This window comes from Streptomyces sp. MGP-P1, assembly GCF_057766565.1.
In genome coordinates, this window is the sequence record NZ_JBYMEM010000006.1 from 597,880 (window position 1) to 619,860 (window position 21,981).

Annotated in this window: 21 protein-coding genes and 1 pseudogene; 21 read left to right on the forward strand and 1 reads right to left on the reverse strand. The window is 71.8% G+C overall.

Annotation, left to right across the window (positions count from 1 at the left end; genetic code table 11):
* Positions 1 to 28: 28 nt before the first annotated feature.
* From AC3CH1_RS18440 to AC3CH1_RS18515, 16 genes and pseudogenes are all read left to right on the forward strand, one after another.
* The gene (locus tag AC3CH1_RS18440; protein ID WP_488463935.1) at positions 29 to 253 is read left to right on the forward strand and encodes an acyl-CoA carboxylase subunit epsilon; all 225 of its coding nucleotides are present in this window, start codon (positions 29 to 31) and stop codon (positions 251 to 253) included.
* Positions 254 to 517: 264 nt separating this feature from the next.
* Positions 518 to 1,033 (forward strand): nuclear transport factor 2 family protein, encoded by a 516-nt coding sequence (locus AC3CH1_RS18445; RefSeq protein WP_488463936.1) that lies wholly within the window; start codon positions 518 to 520, stop codon positions 1,031 to 1,033.
* Positions 1,034 to 1,074: 41 nt separating this feature from the next.
* On the forward strand, positions 1,075 to 1,986 hold the full coding sequence (locus AC3CH1_RS18450; protein ID WP_488463937.1) for an SCO6745 family protein: 912 nt from the start codon (positions 1,075 to 1,077) through the stop codon (positions 1,984 to 1,986).
* A complete protein-coding gene (locus AC3CH1_RS18455; RefSeq protein WP_488463938.1) occupies positions 1,983 to 2,927 on the forward strand; it encodes a hypothetical protein in 945 nt (314 codons plus the stop codon). The genes AC3CH1_RS18450 and AC3CH1_RS18455 overlap by 4 nt, the downstream gene beginning before the upstream one ends.
* A gap of 77 nt (positions 2,928 to 3,004) precedes the next feature.
* On the forward strand, positions 3,005 to 4,528 hold the full coding sequence (locus AC3CH1_RS18460; RefSeq protein ID WP_488463939.1) for an MFS transporter: 1,524 nt from the start codon (positions 3,005 to 3,007) through the stop codon (positions 4,526 to 4,528).
* Between the two features lie 177 nt (positions 4,529 to 4,705).
* The gene (locus tag AC3CH1_RS18465; RefSeq protein WP_488463940.1) at positions 4,706 to 5,857 is read left to right on the forward strand and encodes a DegT/DnrJ/EryC1/StrS family aminotransferase; all 1,152 of its coding nucleotides are present in this window, start codon (positions 4,706 to 4,708) and stop codon (positions 5,855 to 5,857) included.
* Between the two features lie 3 nt (positions 5,858 to 5,860).
* A complete protein-coding gene (locus AC3CH1_RS18470) occupies positions 5,861 to 6,460 on the forward strand; it encodes a dTDP-4-dehydrorhamnose 3,5-epimerase family protein (RefSeq protein ID WP_488463941.1) in 600 nt (199 codons plus the stop codon).
* A gap of 29 nt (positions 6,461 to 6,489) precedes the next feature.
* Positions 6,490 to 7,770 (forward strand): nucleotide disphospho-sugar-binding domain-containing protein, encoded by a 1,281-nt coding sequence (locus AC3CH1_RS18475; protein WP_488463942.1) that lies wholly within the window; start codon positions 6,490 to 6,492, stop codon positions 7,768 to 7,770.
* Positions 7,770 to 8,756 carry an NAD-dependent epimerase/dehydratase family protein gene (locus tag AC3CH1_RS18480; protein ID WP_488463943.1) on the forward strand — a complete coding sequence of 329 codons (987 nt, stop codon included), beginning with the start codon at positions 7,770 to 7,772 and terminating at the stop codon, positions 8,754 to 8,756. Before AC3CH1_RS18475 ends, AC3CH1_RS18480 begins: the two co-directional genes overlap by 1 nt.
* Positions 8,747 to 9,994, forward strand: a complete 1,248-nt coding sequence (locus tag AC3CH1_RS18485; RefSeq protein WP_488463944.1) for a nucleotide disphospho-sugar-binding domain-containing protein — start codon at positions 8,747 to 8,749, stop codon at positions 9,992 to 9,994. The genes AC3CH1_RS18480 and AC3CH1_RS18485 overlap by 10 nt, the downstream gene beginning before the upstream one ends.
* On the forward strand, positions 9,978 to 10,757 hold the full coding sequence (locus tag AC3CH1_RS18490) for an NAD-dependent epimerase/dehydratase family protein (RefSeq protein WP_488463945.1): 780 nt from the start codon (positions 9,978 to 9,980) through the stop codon (positions 10,755 to 10,757). Before AC3CH1_RS18485 ends, AC3CH1_RS18490 begins: the two co-directional genes overlap by 17 nt.
* The gene (locus tag AC3CH1_RS18495) at positions 10,757 to 11,923 is read left to right on the forward strand and encodes a nucleotide disphospho-sugar-binding domain-containing protein (protein WP_488463946.1); all 1,167 of its coding nucleotides are present in this window, start codon (positions 10,757 to 10,759) and stop codon (positions 11,921 to 11,923) included. The genes AC3CH1_RS18490 and AC3CH1_RS18495 overlap by 1 nt, the downstream gene beginning before the upstream one ends.
* A 19-nt stretch (positions 11,924 to 11,942) precedes the next feature.
* The gene (locus AC3CH1_RS18500) at positions 11,943 to 13,178 is read left to right on the forward strand and encodes a nucleotide disphospho-sugar-binding domain-containing protein (RefSeq protein WP_488463947.1); all 1,236 of its coding nucleotides are present in this window, start codon (positions 11,943 to 11,945) and stop codon (positions 13,176 to 13,178) included.
* Positions 13,179 to 13,232: 54 nt separating this feature from the next.
* Positions 13,233 to 14,594 (forward strand): nucleotide disphospho-sugar-binding domain-containing protein, encoded by a 1,362-nt coding sequence (locus tag AC3CH1_RS18505; RefSeq protein WP_488463948.1) that lies wholly within the window; start codon positions 13,233 to 13,235, stop codon positions 14,592 to 14,594.
* A 76-nt stretch (positions 14,595 to 14,670) separates the two neighbouring features.
* Positions 14,671 to 15,071 (forward strand): annotated as a pseudogene (locus AC3CH1_RS18510) (NADPH-dependent FMN reductase); the annotation flags it as partial.
* Between the two features lie 24 nt (positions 15,072 to 15,095).
* The gene (locus AC3CH1_RS18515) at positions 15,096 to 15,263 is read left to right on the forward strand and encodes a hypothetical protein (protein WP_488464463.1); all 168 of its coding nucleotides are present in this window, start codon (positions 15,096 to 15,098) and stop codon (positions 15,261 to 15,263) included.
* Between the two features lie 381 nt (positions 15,264 to 15,644).
* On the opposite strand, the gene soxR is transcribed toward AC3CH1_RS18515, so the two are convergent.
* Entirely contained in the window at positions 15,645 to 16,097 is a 453-nt protein-coding gene (gene soxR / locus AC3CH1_RS18520) for a redox-sensitive transcriptional activator SoxR (RefSeq protein ID WP_488463949.1), read from the reverse strand.
* A gap of 154 nt (positions 16,098 to 16,251) precedes the next feature.
* Here soxR and AC3CH1_RS18525 point away from each other — a divergent pair, with 154 nt between their 5' ends.
* From AC3CH1_RS18525 to AC3CH1_RS18545, 5 genes are read left to right on the forward strand one after another with little or no spacing between them, the layout of a single operon-like run.
* Positions 16,252 to 17,319, forward strand: a complete 1,068-nt coding sequence (locus tag AC3CH1_RS18525; protein WP_488463950.1) for a glucose-1-phosphate thymidylyltransferase — start codon at positions 16,252 to 16,254, stop codon at positions 17,317 to 17,319.
* Positions 17,316 to 18,305, forward strand: coding sequence for a dTDP-glucose 4,6-dehydratase (gene rfbB, locus AC3CH1_RS18530; protein WP_488463951.1), 990 nt, complete (start codon positions 17,316 to 17,318; stop codon positions 18,303 to 18,305). The genes AC3CH1_RS18525 and rfbB overlap by 4 nt, the downstream gene beginning before the upstream one ends.
* A gap of 3 nt (positions 18,306 to 18,308) precedes the next feature.
* On the forward strand, positions 18,309 to 19,613 hold the full coding sequence (gene rfbH, locus AC3CH1_RS18535; protein ID WP_488463952.1) for a lipopolysaccharide biosynthesis protein RfbH: 1,305 nt from the start codon (positions 18,309 to 18,311) through the stop codon (positions 19,611 to 19,613).
* A complete protein-coding gene (locus AC3CH1_RS18540) occupies positions 19,610 to 21,004 on the forward strand; it encodes an NDP-hexose 2,3-dehydratase family protein (protein WP_488463953.1) in 1,395 nt (464 codons plus the stop codon). Before rfbH ends, AC3CH1_RS18540 begins: the two co-directional genes overlap by 4 nt.
* Positions 21,001 to 21,963: a Gfo/Idh/MocA family protein gene (locus AC3CH1_RS18545; RefSeq protein ID WP_488463954.1), complete on the forward strand. Its 963-nt coding sequence runs from the start codon at positions 21,001 to 21,003 to the stop codon at positions 21,961 to 21,963. The genes AC3CH1_RS18540 and AC3CH1_RS18545 overlap by 4 nt, the downstream gene beginning before the upstream one ends.
* Positions 21,964 to 21,981: the final 18 nt, after the last annotated feature.

The following is a 21,981-nucleotide window of genomic DNA, read 5'->3' on the forward strand; positions in this document are numbered from 1 at the left end:
GACGGCCCTCGGACAGGAGGAGCAGACCGTGCCCGACCAGCAGACCGTGTCCGACACCGACCCCGTGCTGCGCGTGGTGAAAGGCAGCCCGAGCCCCGAGGAACTGGCCGCGGTGACAGCGCTGCTGCTCGCCCGCATGGCCGCCCCGGGCGACGACACCGGCGCCGACGGGCCCGAACCGGACACCGCGGGCTGGCGCAGGCCCGAGCGCCGCTCGGGATTCCTCGGCCCGCGCACCTGGCACCGGCCGTAACCCCGGTCAGCGCCACCGGCCCCGGCCCACGTCCGGCAGTCGTCCGTGCGGGTGCGGGGCCGGTGTCTTCCACGCCACAACGACGCCTTTCGGCCCTGTACGTCAGAGCCGGGTGCATCCCATGTCAATTCGCGTACAAGCCGGTTGAACCGCGGCCCCACTCCGAAGAAGCTCTGTTGCAGGATCCGGTGCCCTGTCTTCGGAGCCGGCCGACAGAGCACGAGCCGCACGCGGAGACCCCGGGCGGAGAGCAGGAAAAGAACCATGACGCCGACACCGACCGACCCCATCGAACTGCCGGAACGACCGCTGACGCAGCTGTCCGCGCCGGCCGACCGGGCGGCAATCTCGGATCTCGTCGACCGCTACACCGTGCTCCTCGACGAGCAGGACAGGAACGGATTCGACGCCACCTGGGTGCGGTCGTTCTTCACCGAGGACTGCCGACTCGACTTCCCCATCGGCGGACACCGCGGCCTCAGCGGCCTGGCGGAGTTCCACCACCGGGCCAAGCAGAACTTCACGGCCACCCATCACCTCAGCTCGAACCATCTGATCGGACTCGACGGCGACCGCGCCGACGTCCGCTTCCAGATGATCGCCGTCCATCTCCACCCGCAGGCCGTCCGCGAGCGGGCCCCCGTCGACCCGGGGGCCCTGTTCAAGATCGGGGGCTACTACGAGGGCGAGACGGTACGCACCCCCGACGGGTGGCGCTTCTCGCGCTGGACCTTCCACGTGGTGTGGACCGAGGGAGTGTCACCGGCCGAACTCTCCTGACCCGCGCCCCCACCCGTACGACCTCCGAGGAGCCCACCGCGATGCTCACCCCCGACCCACCGTCCGCGCAGGCCGTGCGGCGCTGCCAGGAAGCCCTCAACAGCCTGCACTCCACTGTCTACTTCACCGCCGACCTGCCCGAGGCCCTCGCCGGGTACGGCATCACCGACCACACCGGCGGCTACCTCGTGGGCCGGGCCGCGCCCCTCGGCACGGCCGGGCCCGGCGTCGTCACCGCCCTGTTCTACAGCTTCAAGCACGAGATGGTCGCAGGGCACTTCCCCGAGGTCTGGGAGCGCATAACCCCCGCACAGGCCTGGCAGGAGCGGCTGCGCGCCGTCGACGCCACACTCCGCCGGGCGCTGGGCGATGGGGCACTCACGGCGCAGCCGGTGCGCGAGGCGGCCCGGCTCGCCCTGGCGGCCGCGGCCGCCGGCCGCCGCGAGGCCCGGCCGATGTTCGCCGCCCTCGCCGACCTGCCCGTACCGCGGGAGCCGCACGTGGCGCTCTGGTACGCGGCCACCCTGCTGCGCGAACACCGGGGCGACAGCCACACCGCCGCGCTCGCCTCCGCCGGGCTCGACGGTCTCGAGGCCCTCGTCTCGCACTGCGCGAGCGACGCCGGAATGCCCGGCGAGCTGGTGCGGGCCAAGCGTGGCTGGACCGAGGAGGACTGGAGCGCGGCCGAGGACCGGCTGCGCGGGCGCGGACTCATGACCGCGGACGGCACCCTCACCGGACGCGGCGAGGAACTGCGCGCCGCTCTGGAGGACGAGACCGACCGCAGGGACCGGGCCCCGTACGAGCACCTGGGCGCGCGGGGCGTGGCCCTGCTGACGGAGCTGTGCGAGGGCTTCACCCGCTCGGCGGCGGCGGCCGGGATCTTCCCCCCGCCGCTGGTGGACTTCTTCGTGCCCGACGGCGAGCCGACACCGGCGGAGGTACCCGCGTGATCCGCAGACCGCAGCTCGCCGTCTGGTCGGCGCTCACCACCGCCGTACTGCTCGTCTGCACGGCGCAGGCCCCGGCCGTGGACGCCGCCGACCGCACGACCCTCGCCCCGGCCGGGTCCGCCGCGAGGGACGGCCGCACGCTGCGGGTCGCCACCGCCCCGGGCGGTGCGCTCGACGCCCCGGAGCGCGCTGCGGCCGGCCGGGTCACCTTCGACGTCACCACCACCGACCCGGACGGCGGCTGGATCGGACTGGCCCGGCCGCACCAGGGCGTCGCCTGGGAGACGTTCCGCTCGGCGCTGCGGCGTACGGTCAGTACCCACGGCCCCGACATCGTCGCGGGCTCCGCCGAACTGCACGCCGCGGCCGACCTGCTCGGCGGCACGGTCGTCCACCCCGGTCTCGACGCCTCCTTCACGCGGCGACTGGCTCCGGGCACCTACTGGCTGTTCGACTACGCCCGCCTCGACGACCCGGCGGCGACACCGCACACCCTTCGTGCCGAAGGACCCGAGGGCGGTGAGGAACCCCGGCCCACCGCGACGCTCACCGCCCGGCAGACCGACGGAGTGCCCCGCTTCGCCCTCCGCGGCACGGCCACCGAGGGGAAGCCACTGCGTTTCACCAACGCCATGCCGTCCGGGCAGACCACGGAGGCGATCTTCTTCCGCCTCGACGACGGGGTCACCGACCGCGCCCTGAAGACCTACTTCGATTCCTTCGGCGACCACGGGCAGTTCCCCGGCGCGCAGGCGCCGTTCGAGCTGAACCGGGGCGTCGGGAGCCTGCCGGTGCACGCCGGTTCCACCACGGTCCTGCGACTGCCGCTGCGTCAGGGGCGGTACGTCGTCGTCGACTGGATGAAGAGCGCACGGGACGGACTGAGCCTCGTCAAACAGGGCCAGTACGCCGTCGTCGAGGTCGCGGCACCGGCGGCCTGAGCCGCGGACGGCACCCCGGGAGCCCTTCGGCGCCCCCGCACTACCAGCTCTCACCTTCTGAAAGTTAGGAAACGTTCATGACCATGACGGCCCCGCGCGCCGGCCGACGCGAGTGGATCGGCCTGGTGGTACTGGCACTGCCCACAGTGCTGCTTTCCATGGACCTCACCGTGCTCCACCTGGCGATCCCCAGTATCAGCAGCGAACTGCGGCCCACCGGACCCGAACTGCTGTGGATCACCGACATCTACGGGTTCACGCTCGCCGGCTTCCTCATCACCATGGGGACGCTCGGCGACCGGGTGGGCCGTCGGCGGCTGTTGCTGATCGGCGCCGTGGCCTTCACCGCGGCCTCCGTGATCGCCGCTCTGTCCACCAGCCCCGGCATGCTGATCGCGACGCGTGCGCTGCTCGGCGTCGCCGCCTCCACCCTGATGCCGTCGACGCTGTCGCTGATCCGCAACATGTTCCTCGACGCACGCCAGCGCTCGGTGGCGATCGGCGTCTGGATCACCAGTTTCATGGTCGGAGCGATGCTCGGCCCGCCCGTCGGCGGAGTGCTGCTCGAATGGTTCTGGTGGGGCTCGGTGTTCCTCCTCGCCATCCCGGTCATGGCGCTCCTCCTCGTCGTCGGCCCGATGGTGCTGCCGGAGTACCGCAACGAGAACGCCGGAAAGCTCGACCTGGCCAGTGCCCTGCTGTCACTGCTGGCCGTCCTGAGCCTGGTCTACGCCGTCAAGACCGTCGCGTCGCACGGCCTCACCGCCACGGCCGCCGTCTCCCTGCTGGCCGCGATCGTGCTGAGCGTGACCTTCGTGCGACGTCAGAAGGTGCTGGCGACACCGCTCCTGGACCTCGACCTGTTCCGCAACCGCACGTTCGCGACCGCGCTGACCGCCATGACCATCTGCTCCCTGGTCATGATGGGCAGCAACCTCTTCGTCGCCCAGTACCTCCAACTGGTCCTCGGCCTCTCGCCGTTGAAGGCCGGGCTGTGGATGATCCCGAGCACCCTCGCCTCGATCACCGCCGTCGTGATCGTCCAACGGCTCGTGCAGCGGTTCCGGCCGGCCCTCCTGATGAGCGGCTCCTTCGTCGTCGCCGCGCTCGGCTTCGTCGTCATCACCCGCGTCGAAGGACCCGACTCCCTCGGCCTGGTGCTGACCGGCACCTGCATCTTCGCCTTCGGCCTCGCCGCCCCCGGCGTGCTGAGCGCGGACATCCTGGTCAGCTCGGGCCCGCCGGAGCGGGCCGGTGAGGTGTCCGCGATCCAGGAGACCAGCACCGAACTCGGCGGCGCCTTCGGCCTGGCCATCCTCGGCAGCATCTTCAACGCCGCCTACCGCGCCGGCGTCACCGTGCCCGCCGGCACCCCCGACACGGCCGCGTCGGCGGCCCGCGACACCCTGGGCGGCGCGGTGGCCGCCTCGGGCCGGGAACCCGACCGGCCCTGGAGCGCGAGCCTCCTGGACGCCACCCGTGACGCCTTCGTCGAGGCCTTCCACACCACGGCCCTGGTGTCCATCGGGGTGGTCCTGCTCACCGCCGCCCTGGTCGCCACCGTGCTGCGCCGGACCGAAAGTCAGAAGGCGGTTCACTGAATGTCAATTCCCGGTGAATCGCATTGACCGGGCCCGAACTCGCGAAGAGTATTTCTTCTAGTGTCCGGTGATGTGCGTTCACAGGTACCAGATCCCCCCGTACGGATTCCCGCAGCCGCGCCCGACCCGTCGTGATCGGTGCGCAAACGATGACCAGGCCTGATGTCCGGAGGACTCGTGATAAACGTATTTCAGCCCAGCCTCGGTGACGAGGAACTCGCAGCGATATCCCAGGTGTTCGCCGACAACTGGCTGGGCCACGGGCCGCGCACCAAGAAATTCGAAAAAGAGTTCGCCGGGCACCTCGGGGTCGAACCCGAGCAGACCCTGTTCATCAATTCGGCGACCGCCGGTCTCTTCCTCGCCACCGAGCTCCTCGAACTGACCGCGGGCGACGACGTGGTGCTGCCCTCGATGAGCTTCGTGGCCGCCGCCAACGCCGTCGCCGCCAGCGGCGCCCGGACGGTGTTTTGCGACGTCGACGAGCGCACGCTGAACCCCACGGCGGCGCACATCGAACGCGCACTCACGCCGCGTACGAAGGCCGTGCTGATCCTGCACTACGGCGGATACCCCGGCGACATCGCGGCCATCGCCGAACTCTGCCGCACCCGTGGCATCACCCTGATCGAGGACGCCGCCTGCGCGGTAGCCTCCCGGGCCGACGGCCAGGCCTGCGGCACCTTCGGCGACATCGCCATGTGGAGCTTCGACTCGATGAAGGTCCTCGTCACCGGCGACGGCGGCATGCTGTACGTCAAGGACCCCGAGCTCGCCCGGAAGGCCAGGCAGCTGGCCTACCACGGCCTTGAGCAGTCCAACGGGTTCGACGCCGCGAAGGTCTCCCACCGCTGGTGGGAGCTGAACGTGCGGAACTACGGCCGCCGCGTGATCGGCAACGACGTCACCGCGGCCATCGGCTCCGTACAGCTGGGCCGGCTTCCCGGCTTCGTCGCCCGCCGCCGCGCCATCGCCGAGAGCTACGACCGGCTCCTCGCCGACTCGGACGGCATCGTGCTGCCCCCGCCGCTGCCCGAGGGCCACGAGTCCTCGTACTACTTCTACTGGGTGCAGCTGGACCCGGCCATCCGCGACCAGGTGGCCGCGGACCTCCTCGACCAGGGCGTCTACACCACCCTGCGCTACCCACCGCTGCACAAGGTGCCCGCCTACCTCGCGGGCGGCGAGGTCCTGCCCGGCACCGACATCTGCTCCGAGAACACCCTGCTCCTGCCGCTGCACCAGGGCCTGGACGACACGGACGTGCGGACCGTGGCCCAGGCGCTGCGCACCTCGGTCGACCGGCGCGCCGCCGAGGCCGGACGCTGAGCCGTGCGCATCACCGAGACGAAGGTGCCGGGGGCGTACCGGATCGCCCCGGACCTGATCACCGACCGGCGCGGCAACTTCTACGAGGGCCTGCGCACCGACCTCCTGGAGCAGGTCACCGGCCGCCCCTTCGCACCGCGGCAGATCAACTACTCCGTCTCGCGGCGCAACACCCTGCGGGGCATCCACAGCGTCACCATCCCGCCGGGCCAGGCCAAGTTCGTCACCTGCGTCCGGGGCGCACTGCGCGACATCATCGTCGACCTGCGCGTCGGTTCCCCCACCTTCGGCGTGTACGACACGAACGTCCTGGACGCCGACTCGGGGCTCTCCGTGCTCGTCCCCGAAGGCGTCGGGCACGGCTTCCTCACCCTCACCGACGACGCCTGCATCTGCTACGTGCTGTCCAACGGACACGTCCCGGGCACCCAGGTCGACATCAACCCCCTCGACCCCGACCTGGCCCTGCCCTGGGGTGCGGACGAGCCGCTGCTGTCGGAGAAGGACGCGGGCGCCCCGACCGTGGCCGAGGCGACGGCATCCGGGCTGCTCGCCACCTGGGACGAAGCCCTGGCCGCAGCCGCTGCGGCACCGTCGCCGTGACCACCGGAACAGCCGAAGGAGGCACACCGATGCGCGTTCTGTTCGCCACAGTTCCGGCGCCGGCGCATGTCTATCCCGTCGTGCCCCTGGCGTGGGCCCTGCGCGCCGCGGGCCACGAGACCGTCGTGGCCAGCCACCCCGACGTCGCGGACACCGTCACCGCGGCAGGGCTGACCACGGTGTCGCTGGGCGAGCGCGACTTCCTCACCTCCGAGGTGCCGGCCGAACAGGCGGCGATCCTCGACCACATCGTCGACGAGCTGGAACTGGGCCCCGGCGAGGCCAACTTCCGCACGGCGATACGGCACTTCATGCTGGAGACGTTCGGCCTCTACCACCCCGACCGGGCCCCGGAGCCCGGGTCCTTCACCGACGAACTCGTCGACTTCGCCAGCGCCTGGCGGCCCGACCTGGTCATCTGGGACCCGCTGTGCTTCCCCGCTGCCGTGGCCGCCCGCACCGTCGGCGCGGCCCACGCCAGGATCCTGCACGCCTTCGACCACTTCGGGTGGGCCCGGCAGCGCTACACCGAGCGGATGACCACGGACCGAATGGCCGCGATGATGCGGCCCACCCTCGATCGGTACGGCATCGCCTTCGGCGAGGACCTGCTCGTCGGCCAGTGGACCCTCGACCTCAAACCGCCGCGCACCCGGCTCCCGGTGCGCGTCGACTCCCGCCCGCTGCGCCGGATCCCGTACAACGACGACGCCCCGCTGCCCCGCTGGCTGCACGCGCACCGCCCCGAGCGGCCCCGCGTGTGCCTCACCCTCGGTGTGAGCAGGCGCAGCTTCTTCGCCGGCGGCGACGAGCACCCCGTGGCGGACTTCTTCGACCTGGCCGCCGACCTCGACCTGGAGCTCGTCGCCACCCTGGACGCCGGCCAGCTCGCCTCCGTCGGCACGGTGCCGGACAACGTCCGCGTCCTCGACTACGTCCCGCTGACCGCGCTCCTGCCGACCTGCGCCGCCGTCGTCCACCATGGCGGCGCGGGCACCCTCGCCGTCGCCACCGCACACCGCGTCCCGCAACTCGTCATCCCCGCGGTCGGCGGCGCGGACCGCATGGAGACCGGGCAGTACGTCGCGGCCACCGGGGCGGGCCTCGTCCTCACCGAGGACGAGACGACCCCCGAGGCGCTGCGCGACAGCCTGCTGCGGCTGCTCACCGAGCCCGGCTTCCGCGAAGGCGCCGATCGCCTGCACCAGGAGTGGCTCGACACCCCGAGCCCCGCTGCGACCGTGCCGTTACTGGAGCAGATGGCCGCACAGCACCGCCCCGGTCCCGGCACGCACGAACCGGTCCGCTGATGAACGTCGTCGTGCTGGGCGGAACGGGCTTTCTCGGCCGGCACGTCTGCCGGACCCTGGCGGACGCGGGCGCACGGGTCCTGCAGGTCTCCAGGACCGCGCGCAGCGGCCCCGCACCGGCACCGGCCGGGCGCATCACCCCCGTGGACCATGACCTCGCCGGCGGCGGCCGGCCCGAACTGGCCCGGCTGCTCTCCGACGCCGACGCCGTGGTCAACACGTACGGCATGGCCTGGAGCGGCACACCGGACCAGATGAGCGAGGCCAACTCCCGCTGGGTCGGCGATCTCGTGGACGTCATGACCACGCTGCCGCGCAGCCCCCGGCTCGTCCAGATCGGCACCGTCCACGAGTACGGGGCGATCCCCGTGGGCACCGCCGCGACCGAGGACCGTACCGCCCGGCCCGTCACCGCCTACGGCCGGACCAAACTGCTCGGCACCCTCCGGGTGCTGCGCGCCGCCGCCGACGGCCTGGACGCCACGGTGCTGCGCATCACCAACGCCTGCGGCCCGGGCACCCCACGGGCCAGCCTCCTCGGCTCGGTCGCCCACCACCTCGTCGACGTCGCCGAACGGCCCGCGGACGGCGAACCCCCGGAGGCGCTGCGGTTCCCCTCGCTGCGCGCCGGGCGGAACTTCATCGACGTACGGGACGCCGCCGAGGCCGTCCTGGCGGCGTCCCGCGCCCCGCGGGGCGTCGTCACCGGCCGCGTCGTCAACATCGGCGGCGGCCGCGCCGCACCGGTGCGCGAGGCCGTCGCCCGGCTCGTCGCCCTCAGCGGGGTGCCCATAGCCGTGACCGAGGACGAGCCCGACGCGGCGCCCATGCCCTCCAAGGCCGAATGGCAGCAGGTCGACATCTCCCTGGCCGATCGGCTGCTCGGCTGGCGGCCCCGTCGAGACCTCGACACCTCGCTCCACGACCAGTTGACCGACCTGCGGCGCGACGCCGGACAGAGAGAGAGGACGGACCGATGCGGGTGATGCTCACCGTCTCCAACTGGACCACGCACTGGCTGGCGATGGTCGCGCAGTGCTGGGCGCTGCAGGCGGCCGGCCACGAGGTCCGTGTCCTGTGCACGCCGGACCAGGAAGCGGCCGTGACGCGCGCGGGGCTCACCCCGGTCCCGGTCCTCGAAGCGGTCGACCAGGCAGTCAAGGCCCGCACGCACAACCACAGCCAGGCCCGGGCGGGCCGCTGGCCGTTCCCCGAGCTGCCTCCGCACCCCGTCACCGGCGCGCCGATGACGTCCCTGGACGACTACGACGCCCCGGCCTGGATGGAGGAGAACTGGGAGCAGCTGCTCGGCATGGCCACGCGCAGCGCCGACGCGGCGGTGTCCTTCGCCCGCTGGTGGCGGCCGCAGCTGATCCTGCACGACCTGGTCAGCATCGAAGGCCCGCTCGTCGGGCGGGCGTTGGGCATTCCCGCCGCCCTGCACCTGTGGGGTCTCACCGGCCCCGACGACCAGGTCCCGGGCGCACCCCCCGGCGTGGGGTTCGTACCCCTGGACGTCTACGGACTGTTCGAACGCCACGGCGCGGGCACCATGGGCGCCGACGTCCACGACCTCGTGATCGACCCCTCGCCGCGCAGCCTGGCCCCGCCGCTACGCCGGGCGCACCGCCTGCCGGTGCGGCACGTGCCGTACAACGGGCCCGGCGCCATGCCGTCCTGGCTGCGGGACAAGCCCGACCGGCCCCGGGTGGGGGTGGTCTGGGGGACCTCGGTCACCAAGATGTTCGGGCCCGCCTCGTTCGCGGTGCCCCGGGTGGTCGAGGCGCTGGCCGACCTCGACGCGGACGTGGTCCTCGCCGTGACCGGCGAGGACCTCGACGCCCTCGGCCCGCTGCCGCCCCACGTACGGGCGGTCGCGCACCTGCCGCTGCGGCTGCTGCTCGCCGACTGCGACCTGGTGATCCACCACGGTGGCGCCGGCTGCGTCATGACGGGACTCGCCGCGGGCGTGGTGCAACTGGCCCTGCCCAACGCCCTGGACCAGGAACTCATCGGCGACCGCCTGGCGCAGGCCGGTGGCGCCCGCACCCTGCACAACGCCATCGCGACACCGGCGGCGATCCGCGCCGCCGTCACCGACCTGCTGCAGAACACCTCCGCACGGGCGGTGGCCGAGAGGCTGCGCACGGAGACGGAGGAAGCCCCGACCCCCGCCGCCCTGGTGGCCGTACTGGAGGAACACGCACATGGACATCGTGGGTAACGGTTTTCTCGCCCGGAACCTGCGGGCGTTGTCCGCCCGGCACCCGGACACCGTGGTCCTCGCGGCCGGGGTGTCCTGGGCCGGGGACTCCGCGCAGGCCGACTTCGACCGTGAGGAGCGGCTGCTGACCGAGGTGGCGGCCGACTGCCGCGCCACCGGGCGCCGGCTGCTGTTCTTCTCCACCGCTTCGACCGGTGTGTACGGCAAGGTCCGCGGCCCCGGCCGCGAGGACGTCCCGGTGACGCCCTGCACCCCGTACGGGGCACACAAACTCGCCCTGGAGGAGCGCCTGCGCGCCTCCGGCGCCGACCATCTGATCCTCCGCCTCGGACACCTGGTCGGCCGCGACCAGCCGCCGCACCAGCTGCTGCCGCTGCTGGTCCAGCAGATGCGGGCCGGCAGCGTACGGGTGCACCGCGGCACCGTCCGCGACCTCATCCACGTCGACGACGTCGTCGCGATCATCGACCGGCTGCTCGGCCTGGGCCTGCGCGGCGAGACGGTCAACGTGGCCTCGGGGGAGGCCGTGCCGGTGGAACGCATCGTCGACCACCTCGAAGCACGGCTCGGGCTGTCCGTCGTGCGGGAGCACCAGGACGTCGACGCGCACCACATCATCTCCACCGAGAAGCTCCTCGCCCTCGTCCCCGAGGTGGCCCGCATGGGGTTCGGCCCCCTGTACTACCAGCGGGTCCTGGACAGCTTCGTCGACCACCAGCTCGCCGCCGCCCGGACCGCGGGCCCGTCGTCCGAGGAGGCCTGATGCGCGCCCTGATCGTCACGACGCCCGTACCGACCCACTTCATGCCGCTGGTCCCGCTCGGCTGGGCGCTGCGCGCGGCCGGTCACGACGTTCTCGTCGCCGGACAGCCGGACATCATGAGCGCTGTCCGCTCCGCGGGCCTCGGCGGCGTGAGCGTGGGGGAGTGGTTCCGGGTCAGCGAGCGGATGCGAGGCGCCCTCAAGGACGGGGAACGCGCCATCGACGCGTTCGGCCGCCCCGAACCCGTCACGGAGTTCCCGCAGATCTGGGTGGACCACAGCGACAGCGTGCTGCCCGCCTACCTGGAACTCGCCCGCGCCTTCCGCCCGGACGTCATCGTCTCCGACGCCATCGAGTGCAACGCGCTGATCCTCGGCGGGGTCCTCGGCCTCCCGGTGGTGCAGTACCGGTGGGGCGTGGACCCGCTGTCGGGCCCGCTGCGCGCGGCGGCCCGCACCGCGCTCGAGGACCGCTGCGAACGGCTCGGCCTGGACGGCCTCCCGGACCCGACCCTGATCCTCGACCCCTGCCCGCCGGGCCTGCAGCTTCCCGGCGCCGCACCGGGCACACCCATCCGCTACGTGCCGTACAACGGCGGCGGAACGGTCCAGCCCGGCCTCGAACAGGCACCACGGGACGGCCTGCGGCGCGTCGTGGTGTCCCTCGGCGTCCGGACCCTCGCCCTCAACGGGGTGCCGCACGTGCGGCGCATCCTGCACGCGTTCGACGGCCTGGACGGCACCGAGGCCCTGGTGACCGTCGAGGAACGCTACCGGGACGAGATCGGACCGGTGCCCGACCAGGTCCGCATGATCGAACCGACGCCCCTCAACCTGCTGCTGCGTCACTGCGCCGCGGTGGTCCACCACGGCGGCTCGGGCACCGCCATGACCGCCACGTCCTTCGGCCTGCCGCAGCTGGTCCTGCCGCAGCTGGCCGACCAGTTCGCGCACGGCGACCAGCTGTCCGCGGCCGGCGCGGCCATCAGCCTCGACACGGCCGCCGACCAGGACGACCCGGAGCTGCTGACCACCTCGCTGAAGACCCTGCTGACCGACGACACCCCGCGCGAGAGCGCCCGGCGACTCGCACGGCACATGGCGCGGATGCCCTCGCCCACCGACGTGGCGGCAGACCTGGCCCGATCGGTCCGAACCCGCCCGTAACCACGTACAGGAGAGACCCTTGCGCGTCCTCTTCACCGTCTTCCCGTCGGCCGCCCATCTCCACCCGGTGGTCCCGCTGGCCCGTGCGCTGCAGAGCGCGGGCCACGAGGTCCGCGTCGCCATGCACCCCGACATGGTCACCACCGTCACAGCCACGGGGCTCACCGCCGTCCCCGTCGGCACCTCCGAGGACCTGCGGCCCGTGGTGGACCTGAGCCGCCACCCCGAGCGGCTCGACCAGCTCACCGCCAACCTCGCCCTGGACACCGAGGATCCCGGCGACTGGCGGGAGAAGTGGCGGCAGGTGTGCAACGTGCTGTCCCTGTACCCGGCCGTCCTCGACGACCTCGTCGACCTCGCCCGCGGCTGGCGACCCGACCTGGTCGTCTGGGACGCCTTCTGCCTGCCGGGGGCGATCGCCGCGCACCTCGTGGGCGCCACCCACGTCCGCTACCTCTGGGGCCAGGACAACATCGGCTGGCTGCGGCAGCGGTCCCTGGCCGCGCGGGACGCCGACGACCCGCTGCCCGGTCTCATGAAGCCGCTGCTCGCGCCGTACGGCCTGGACTTCCGCGAGGAGTTCCTGACCGGCCAGTTCACCCTCGACCTGATGCCGCCGGGCCTGGCCCTGCCGCTCGACGTACGCCGCATCCCCGTGCGCCGGGTCCCCTACAACGGGGTGGGCCACCACCCCGCGTGGCTGCGGGAGCGGCCGGCCAGGCCACGGGTCTGCTTCACCCTGGGCCTCGGCGGCCGGGGCCGGCAGTTCTTCCGGGAGACCGGGGTCCCGCTGGCCGAACTCCTGGACGCGGTCGCCGACCTGGACGTCGAACTGGTCGCCACCCTCGACGACGGCCAGGTGGCCGAGCTGACCGACGTACCGCCCCATGTGCGGACGACCGGCTACGTCCCGCTCGACCAACTGCTGCCGAGCTGCGCCGCGGTCGTCCACCACGGCGGCGGCGGAACCTTCGCCACGGCCGTGGCGCACGAGGTTCCCCAGCTCGTCGTCCCCCTGCCGTTCTGGGCCGAACTGGCCACCGCCCGCTACGTCCACCGCAAGGGCGCGGGAATCCTCCGGCCGAGCGCCGAGTTCGCCGCCGACACGTTCCGCGAGGACCTGGGGCGCCTGCTGCACGAGGAGTCCTTCCGTCGCGGCGCCGCCGCACTGCACGAGGAGTCGCTCGCCACGCCCGCACCCGACGCCGTCGTACCGGCCCTGGAGCGGTTGGCCGCGCGACCGGCCCGGACCTGACCTGCCGTCATCTGCGCCGGTGCCCGCACCAGCCCCCGACAAGGAGAACTTCTGATGCGCGTCATGCTCGTGGTGTTCCCGCTGAGAGCGCACTTCTACGACATCGTCCCGCTGGCCTGGGCGCTGCTGGGCGCGGGGCACGAGGTCGACGTCGTCAGCCAGTTCGGCATGACGGACGGCGACGTGGCGGATCTGATCAGATCCGCCGGGCTCCCCGCCACGGCGCTGGGGGAGCGCGCGGACCTGGCCCCGCTCGTCGCCGCCCGCCGGGCCGGGCTGACCCCCGAGATGGCCCCCGACGCCCTGGCCGTGGACGAGACGGCCGCCGCCGACGACCCCGCCGGCTGGAAGTGGAACCGCCACTGCATGGCCACCCAGTTCGCCATGACCTACCCCGTCGAAGGCCTCCCGGCGGGTCATCGCCCCTATGTCGACCACCTCGTCGACCACGCCCGCGCGTTCCGCCCCGACCTGGTCGTCTGGGACACCCTGTGCTTCCCGGCCGCGATCGCCGCCCGCGAGACCGGCGCCGCACACGCCCGGTTCCTGTGGGGCCGCGACCATGTCGGCTGGGTCAGAGCCCAGTCCCTGCGGGAGCAGCGGCAGGCGACGGCGCGGGGAACGCCCCCGGGGGCCGACCCGCTGACGGCGTGGCTGGAGCCGCTCCTTCAGCGGTACGGCCACACCTACGAGGAGGAGTTCCTCCTCGGGCAGTGGAGCATCGACCTCACGCCGACGCCGATGGGACTGCCCGTGGACCACCCGCGGGTGCCCGTCCGCCGCATCCCGTACAACGGCGCCGGCGCGCTTCCCGCCTGGCTGCGCGAGGAGCCCGAGCGCCCCCGGGTGTGCCTGTCGCTCGGGGTGACCGCGCGGCTGCGGCAGCGCCGGAGCGGCGCGGACGGCGAGGTCGCCGTGGCCGATCTGCTCGCGGAGCTCGGCGACCTGGACGCCGACATCGTGGCCACCCTCACCGCGGAGCAGCTCGCCCAGGCGGGCAGCCTGCCGGACAACGTCCGGCCCGTCGACTACGTACCGCTCGATCTGCTGCTGCCGACCTGCTCGGCGATCATCCACCACGGCGGAGCGGGCACCTACGCCGCCGCGGCGGCACACCGGGTGCCGCAGCTGATCGTGCCCGTCCCCAGGTGGGACGAGCCCGCGCTGGCCCGGTACGTGGCAGACCGCGGCGCCGGCCTCGTCCTCGGGGCGGCGGACCTGACGCCCGGTTCGGTGCGGCGGGCGCTCACCCGGCTCCTGGGCGACAGCGCCTTCCGGGAGGGGGCCGCGGCCCTCCACGAGGAGCTGCTCTCCATCCCCGGCCCCCAGGAGGCCGTCCCGGTCCTGGAGGCGCTGACCGCGCGTCACCGGGCCGGAACCACCCTTCGTCGCGAAGGAGTTCGCATCAGTACTTGACTTGAACCCGAGTTCAACTACGAACCTTTACCTGTTGCCGAGAGACAGTCCAGAAACACAGCTCGAGGAGATTGAGATGTCGGAAAAGTCGCTACGCCTTGTCGTCGTCGTCGGAAGCGTCCGTGAGGGACGCTTCGGCCTGCCCGTGTCCAAGTGGTTCGCCGAGGAGGCGCGGCAGTTCGGACGGTTCGAGGTCGACGTCCTGGACCTCACCGAGCTCTCCCTGCCGATGGTGATGCCGGACTTCGGCAGTCAGCCGGACGCCGCGACGGCCGCCGTCCAGGACGAGATCTCGCGCCGCCTCGACGAGGCCGACGCATACGTCCTGGTCACCCCCGAGTACAACCACAGCTTCCCCGCCGCGCTGAAGAACGTCCTGGACTGGTTCCGGCCCGAATGGGCGCCAAGGCCTTCGGTCTGGTCTCCTACGGCGGCCAGGGCGGCGGCATCCGGGCCGCCGAGCACCTGCGGCAGGTCGTCGCCGAACTGCACTCGGTCACCGTGCGTGACGCGATGAGCTTCCACAACGCCTGGGACCTCTTCGACGAGCAGGGCCAGGCCACCGACGAGGGCGAGGCCGCGGCCGCCGCCAAGCGGATGCTGACCCAGCTGGACTGGTGGGCCACCGTGCTGCGCGAGGGCCGCGACAACCGCCCGTACCCGGGCTAGGGCGTGTTGCGAAGGTCCCGCCTGCTCGGCGACGCCTGGCAGGCACGCGCGCCGCGTTGTCGGGATCACCCCGGTACATCGAGTATCGGGGCGATCCTCCGCCTCGCGAACGCACGCACCGGACGCCGCCGAGCCCACCCACCGGGCGGACGGCACCGCTTTCGACACACTCCCTAGGTCCTGTTCGTCGCACCGCCGTCGAACTTCACGGACCTACCTGGACTGTCCGCTTGGGGCCGGAGTCGCGGTGTCGGCAACTCCGCCGGCCCCGGAGGGCACGTGACTGAGGGGCGTCTCGGCTGCCTTCGCGATGAACGCGAAGGCAGCGGGGCGCCCCTCAGCCATGGCCGCACGCGGTCGTCTCTCCTGCCGCGGGCGCCCTCAGGAGGCGAGCCGTACGGGCCCCGCCCCGCGCTGGCCGCAGACGTCCTCGGGGTTGGTCAGCGCGCACCGCTTGAGCGACAGACAGCCGCAGCCGATGCAGTTGGTGAGCTCGTCCCGGAGCTCCTGCAACTGTCTGATGCGTGTGTTGAGGTCCTTCTGCCAGCAGTGGGACACCATCGCCCAGTCCTCTTCGGTGGGCGTCCGGTTCTCCGGCAGCATCCCCAGGACCTCGCGAATGGTCTCCAGCGCGATCCCCACCCGCTGCGAGGCCCGGATGAACGCGACCCGCCTGAGCGTGTCGCGGTGGTAGCGGCGCTGATTCCCCGTGGTTCTTCGGCTGGTGATCAGACCGTGCCGTTCGTAGTACCGCAGCGCCGAGGTGGCGACCCCGCTGCGCTCGGCCAATTCGCCGACAGTGAGCTCTTGCGCTTGCCAGGAAACGGAGGGCATGGGACTCACGGTAACCGAATGACACAACCCCCTTGCCGCCCCGTGGCCGCCCGATGAGGCGAACCACGGGCTTTTCGGTGCGGGGTGCGAGACGTGCGCAGGCGATCCGGCCCGGCGCACGCGCATTTCACGACACGGTGAGGAGAACTAGTCCATGAAGGCACTGGTGTTGTCCGGCGGGTCCGGCACGCGGTTGCGTCCGTTCAGTTATTCCATGCCCAAACAACTCATCCCGATCGCCAACAAGCCCGTCCTCGAACACGTCCTGGAGAACATCAGGGACATCGGCGTCACCGAGATCGGCGTCATCGTCGGCAGTTGGGCCCCGCAGATCGCGGAGGTCATCGGCGACGGCAGCCGCCTCGGTGTGCAGGTCACCTACATCCCGCAGGACGAGCCGCTGGGCCTCGCCCACTGCGTCACCCTGGCCAAGCCCTTCCTCGACGGACATGATTTCGTGATGTACCTCGGCGACAACATGCTCCCCGAGGGCACGGCCGACATCGCCGACGAGTTCCGCGACGGTCGGCCCGCCGCCCAGATCGTGGTGCACAAGGTGGCCGACCCGAGAGCCTTCGGAGTGGCCGAACTGGACACCGAGGGCCGGGTCACCCGCCTGGTGGAGAAGCCGCAGGAACCCAAGAGCGACCTCGCCCTGATCGGCGTGTACTTCTTCACCCCCGAGATCCACCGGGCCGTCGAGTCGATCGAGCCCAGCGCCCGCGGCGAGCTGGAGATCACCGACGCGATCCAGTGGCTCCTCGACGACGGGGCGGAGGTCAGGGCCAGTGAGTACCAGGGCTACTGGAAGGACACCGGCCGCGCCGACGACGTCCTGGAGTGCAACCGCTACCTCCTCGGCAGCCTGCCCCCGGCCGTCCTCGGCGAGGTCGACGAGGCCAGCGAACTGACCGGACGGGTACGCATCGAAGCCGGCGCACGCGTGGTGCGCTCCCGCATCGAGGGGCCGGCCGTCGTCGGCGCCGGCAGCGTCGTCGAGGACTCGTACATCGGTCCGGGCACGGCCATCGGCCAGGGCTGCACCCTGCGCGACACCCGCATCCGCGACTCCATCGTCCTCGACGGGGCCGCGATCTCCGAAGTCCCCGGTATCCACGGTTCGATCATCGGCCGCAACGCGACCGTAGGCGCCGGAGCCGACGTGGACACCTACCACCGGCTGGTGGTGGGCGACCACACCCGAATCGAGGTGGCAGCATGAAGGTCATGGTCACCGGCGGCGCCGGATTCATCGGCTCGCACTACACCCGGATGATCCTCGACGGCAGCCACCCCGGCTGGGAGGACGCCGAGGTCACGGTCCTCGACCGGCTCACCTACGCGGGCAACCGGGACAACCTCCCCGCCTCCCATCCCCGCCTCACCTTCGTCGAGGGTGACGTCTGCGACGCCGGACTGCTGCGCGAGATCCTGCCGGGACACGACGCCGTCGTCCACTTCGCGGCCGAGTCCCACGTCGACCGCTCGCTGCACTCGGCCGCCGAGTTCGTACGCACCAACGTCGGCGGCACCCAGTCGGTGCTCGAGGGCTGCCTCGCCTCCGGCGTGGAGCGCGTGGTGCACGTCTCCACCGACGAGGTGTACGGCTCGATCGCCGAAGGCGCCTGGACCGAGGAGTGGCCGCTGCTGCCCAACTCGCCCTACGCGGCGTCCAAGGCGTCGTCCGACCTGATCGCCCGCTCCTACTGGCGAACCCACGGACTGAACGTCTCCATCACCCGCTGCTCCAACAACTACGGCCCCTACCAGCACCCCGAGAAGCTGATCCCGCTGTTCGTCACCAACCTTCTGGAGGGCGAGCAGGTCCCGCTGTACGGCGACGGCCGCAACATCCGCGAATGGCTGCACGTCGACGATCACTGCCGGGCCATCCAGCTCGTCCTGACCCGCGGTCGGGCCGGTGAGATCTACAACATCGGCGGCGGCAACGAGCAGACCAACGTGCAGATCACCGACCGTCTCCTGGACCTGCTGCACGCCGACCCGTCGATGGTGCGCCGGGTGCAGGACCGCAAGGGCCACGACCTGCGCTACGCCCTCGACGAGACCAAGATCCGCGAAGAACTGGGCTACGCCCCGGCCATCTCCTTCGAGGACGGCCTGGCCGACACCGTCGCCTGGTACCGGTCCAACCCCAACTGGTGGAAGGCCGTCAAGCACCGCCCTGCCGACGCCGAAGGAGCCTGACAGATGAGCCAGTACAAGTCCGAGGTCCTGGACGCCACCCGCAAATACCACCACGACGTCCAGCCGACCGGGAGCTTCGTGCCCGGCGTCAGCGAGATATGGCCCTCCGGCGCCGTCCTCGACGAGGACGACCGGGCCGCGCTGGTCGAGGCCGCCCTCGACCTGCGGATCGCCGCCGGGCCCGCTTCCCGGAAGTTCGAGTCGGCGTTCGCCAAGCTCCTCGGCCGCCGCAAGGCCCACCTCACCAACTCCGGGTCCTCCGCCAACCTCCTCGCCCTCACGGCACTCACCTCCCACACCCTGGGGGAGCGGCGACTGCGCCGCGGCGACGAGGTCATCACCGTCGCCGCCGGCTTCCCGACCACGGTCAACCCCATCGTCCAGAACGGCCTGGTGCCGGTCTTCATCGACGTGGAACTCGGCACGTACAACACCACGGCCGAGCGCGTCGCCCAGGCCATCGGGCCCAAGACCAGGGCCATCATGATCGCGCACGCGCTCGGCAACCCCTTCGAGGTCGCCGAGATCGCCCAACTCGCCAAGGACCACGACCTGTTCCTCGTCGAGGACAACTGCGACGCGGTCGGCTCCACCTATCAGGGCAAGCGCACCGGCACCTTCGGCGACCTGACCACCGTCAGCTTCTACCCCGCGCACCACCTCACCATGGGCGAGGGCGGCATCGTCGTCACCAGCGACCTGAAGCTGGCCCGCGTCGTGGAGTCACTGCGCGACTGGGGACGCGACTGCTGGTGCGAGCCGGGCAAGAACAACACGTGCTTCAAGCGGTTCGACTACCAGATGGGCAAGCTCCCCAAGGGCTACGACCACAAGTACATCTTCTCCCACGTCGGTTACAACCTGAAGGCCACCGACATCCAGGCGGCGCTGGGTCTGACGCAGCTCACCAAGCTCGACCGTTTCATCGACGCCCGCCGCCACAACTGGCGCCGGCTCCGGGAAGGGCTCGACGGCGTCCCGCACCTGATGCTCCCCGAGCCGACCCCGGGCAGCGATCCCAGCTGGTTCGGCTTCGTGATCACGGTCGACCCGGAGGCGCCCTTCCACCGTTCCGAGCTCGTCGAGTTCCTGGAGAACCGGAAGATCGGCACCCGCCGGCTGTTCGCGGGCAACCTCACCCGACACCCCGCCTACATCGATCAGCCGCACCGCATCGTCGGCGACCTCACCAACAGCGACATCATCACCGAGCACACCTTCTGGGTGGGCGTCTACCCGGGCCTGACCGACGAGATGATCGACTACGTCATCGCCTCGGTCAAGGAGTTCGTGGGGGCCCGCTCATGACCGTGACGCTTACCGGCTCCGGCCTGAGCGCCCGCGAGGACACCGGGGCGGCCGAGCGGATCGCCCGGTCCGCGGCCGACACCGCCGGCTCCCGGCTGCGCACCGAGGACTTCGCGGACTGGCTGGACGGCCGCCGCCGCGCCCACCGCTTCCAGGTCGAACGCATCCCGTTCGCGGCCCTGGACGGCTGGGCGTTCGACGACACGACCGGCAACCTCGGGCACCACAGCGGTCGCTTCTTCACCGTCGAGGGCCTGCACGCGCGCACGGACGACGAGGTCCACCCCGAGTGGCGCCAGCCCATCATCAAGCAGCCGGAAGTCGGCATCCTCGGTCTCCTGGCCAAGGAGTTCGACGGTGTCCTGCACTTCCTCATGCAGGCCAAGATGGAACCCGGCAACCGCAACCTGCTGCAACTCTCGCCCACCGTCCAGGCCACCCGGAGCAACTACACGAAGGTGCACCGCGGCGCGGACGTCAAGTACATCGACCACTTCATCCGCCCGGACCGCGGCCGCGTCATCGCCGACGTCCTGCAGTCGGAGCACGGCTCGTGGTTCTTCCACAAGAGCAACCGCAACATGATCGTGGAGACGGACGACGACGTCCCCCTCCACGACGACTTCTGCTGGCTGACGCTGGGACAGATCGGCGAGCTCCTGCACCGGGACAACGTGATCAACATGGACTCGCGCACCGTCCTGGCCTGCGCGCCGTTGCCGCACGACGAACCCGGGGCCCTGCACAGCGACACCGAGCTGCTGTCCTGGTTCACCGCCGAGCGCTCCCGTCACGAAGTGCACGTCGAACGCGTCCCGCTCGACGAGACCCACGGATGGCACCGGGGCGAGTCGTCCATCGACCACGAGGCCGGCCGCTACTTCCGCGTCGTCGCCCTCGACGTACGAGCCGGCAGCCGGGAGGTGTCCGGCTGGACCCAGCCCATGTTCGAGCCGCGCGGCCTCGGCGTCACCGCCTTCCTGACCCGCGACATCGGCGGCGTACGGCACGTCCTGGCCCACGCCCGTGTCGAGGCGGGCTTCCTCGACACGGTCGAACTCGGCCCCACGGTGCAGTACACCCCCGCCAACCTCACCCACCTGCGCGAGGACCAACGGCCGCCGTTCCTCGACCTGGTGCTCGACACCCCCGCACAGCGCATCCGCTACGAGGCCGTGCACTCCGAGGAGGGCGGCCGGTTCCTCAACGCCGAGAGCCGCTACCTCCTCGTGGACACCGACGGCGACCCACGGGTGCCGCTCGACCCGCCGCCCGGATACCGGTGGGTCACACCGGGACAGCTCACCTCCCTCGTCCGGCACGGCCACTACGTCAACGTGCAGGCCCGCACGCTCATCGCCTGCCTCAACGCGACGGCGGGCGAACGGTGAGCGAGACCCTGCGTATCGGGGTCCTGGGCTGTGCCGGCATCGCCCGGCGCCGCATCCTCCCCGCGATCGCCGCGACGGAGGGCGTGGAACTCACCGCGATCGCCAGCCGCGACGAGAACAGGGCGCGCGAGACGGCCGCGCCGTACGGCGCCCGCCCCGTCCACGGCTACCAGGAGCTGCTCGACCGCGACGACATCGACGCCGTGTACGTGCCGCTGCCCGCCGCACTGCACGAGCGGTGGACCGAGGCCGCCCTGCGCGCCGGGCGGCACGTACTCGCCGAGAAGCCGCTCACCACCGACCCCGCCGCCACCGGGCGACTGCTCACCCTGGCCCGGGAATCAGGACTGTTCCTGATGGAGAACGTCATGTTCGTCCACCACGGCCAGCACGACGCGGTACGTGAACTCCTCGCCGACGGCGCCATCGGAGAACTGCGCGGCTTCAGCGCGGCCTTCGCCGTACCACGGCTGCCCGACGGCGACATCCGCTACCGTGCGGACCTCGGCGGCGGCGCCCTGTGGGACACCGGCGTCTACCCGGTCCGCGCCGCCCTGCACCTGCTCGGCGACGCCCTCACCGTCGAAGGCGCCGTCCTCACCGGAGGCCCCGGCCAGGAAGTGGACACCGCGGGCACGGCGCTCCTCAGCACCCCCGAGGGCGTGGCTGTCCAACTGGCCTTCGGTCTCGACCACGCCTACCGCTCCGGCTACGAGTTGTGGGGGAGCGAAGGCGTCCTCAGCGTCGACCAGGTGTTCACCCCGCCCGCCGACCACCGCCCCGAAGTGCGGCTGCGTCAGGGCGCCGGCACCCGGACCCTTCGACTGCCCGCGCAGGACCAGGTCACCGCCACGATCGCGGCGTTCGCCCGGGCCGTCCGCGCCGGCACACCCCCCGACGACACGGCCCTGCGGCAGGCACACCTGCTGCACGAGATCCGCAGCGCCGCCGGGCGTTGACTTCAACCCGAGTTCAAG

What these genes read in the sequence shown, in the direction of transcription:
- AC3CH1_RS18445 (WP_488463936.1), top strand. Translation starts at nt 518, where the DNA reads ATGACGCCGACACCGACCGACCCCATCGAACTGCCGGAACGACCGCTG.
- AC3CH1_RS18450 (WP_488463937.1), top strand. Translation starts at nt 1,075, where the DNA reads ATGCTCACCCCCGACCCACCGTCCGCGCAGGCCGTGCGGCGCTGCCAG.
- AC3CH1_RS18460 (WP_488463939.1), top strand. Translation starts at nt 3,005, where the DNA reads ATGACCATGACGGCCCCGCGCGCCGGCCGACGCGAGTGGATCGGCCTG.
- AC3CH1_RS18475 (WP_488463942.1), top strand. Translation starts at nt 6,490, where the DNA reads ATGCGCGTTCTGTTCGCCACAGTTCCGGCGCCGGCGCATGTCTATCCC.
- AC3CH1_RS18480 (WP_488463943.1), top strand. Translation starts at nt 7,770, where the DNA reads ATGAACGTCGTCGTGCTGGGCGGAACGGGCTTTCTCGGCCGGCACGTC.
- AC3CH1_RS18485 (WP_488463944.1), top strand. Translation starts at nt 8,747, where the DNA reads ATGCGGGTGATGCTCACCGTCTCCAACTGGACCACGCACTGGCTGGCG.
- AC3CH1_RS18490 (WP_488463945.1), top strand. Translation starts at nt 9,978, where the DNA reads ATGGACATCGTGGGTAACGGTTTTCTCGCCCGGAACCTGCGGGCGTTG.
- AC3CH1_RS18495 (WP_488463946.1), top strand. Translation starts at nt 10,757, where the DNA reads ATGCGCGCCCTGATCGTCACGACGCCCGTACCGACCCACTTCATGCCG.
- AC3CH1_RS18505 (WP_488463948.1), top strand. Translation starts at nt 13,233, where the DNA reads ATGCGCGTCATGCTCGTGGTGTTCCCGCTGAGAGCGCACTTCTACGAC.
- soxR (WP_488463949.1), bottom strand. Translation starts at nt 16,097, where the DNA reads ATGCCCTCCGTTTCCTGGCAAGCGCAAGAGCTCACTGTCGGCGAATTG.
- AC3CH1_RS18525 (WP_488463950.1), top strand. Translation starts at nt 16,252, where the DNA reads ATGAAGGCACTGGTGTTGTCCGGCGGGTCCGGCACGCGGTTGCGTCCG.
- rfbB (WP_488463951.1), top strand. Translation starts at nt 17,316, where the DNA reads ATGAAGGTCATGGTCACCGGCGGCGCCGGATTCATCGGCTCGCACTAC.
- rfbH (WP_488463952.1), top strand. Translation starts at nt 18,309, where the DNA reads ATGAGCCAGTACAAGTCCGAGGTCCTGGACGCCACCCGCAAATACCAC.
- AC3CH1_RS18540 (WP_488463953.1), top strand. Translation starts at nt 19,610, where the DNA reads ATGACCGTGACGCTTACCGGCTCCGGCCTGAGCGCCCGCGAGGACACC.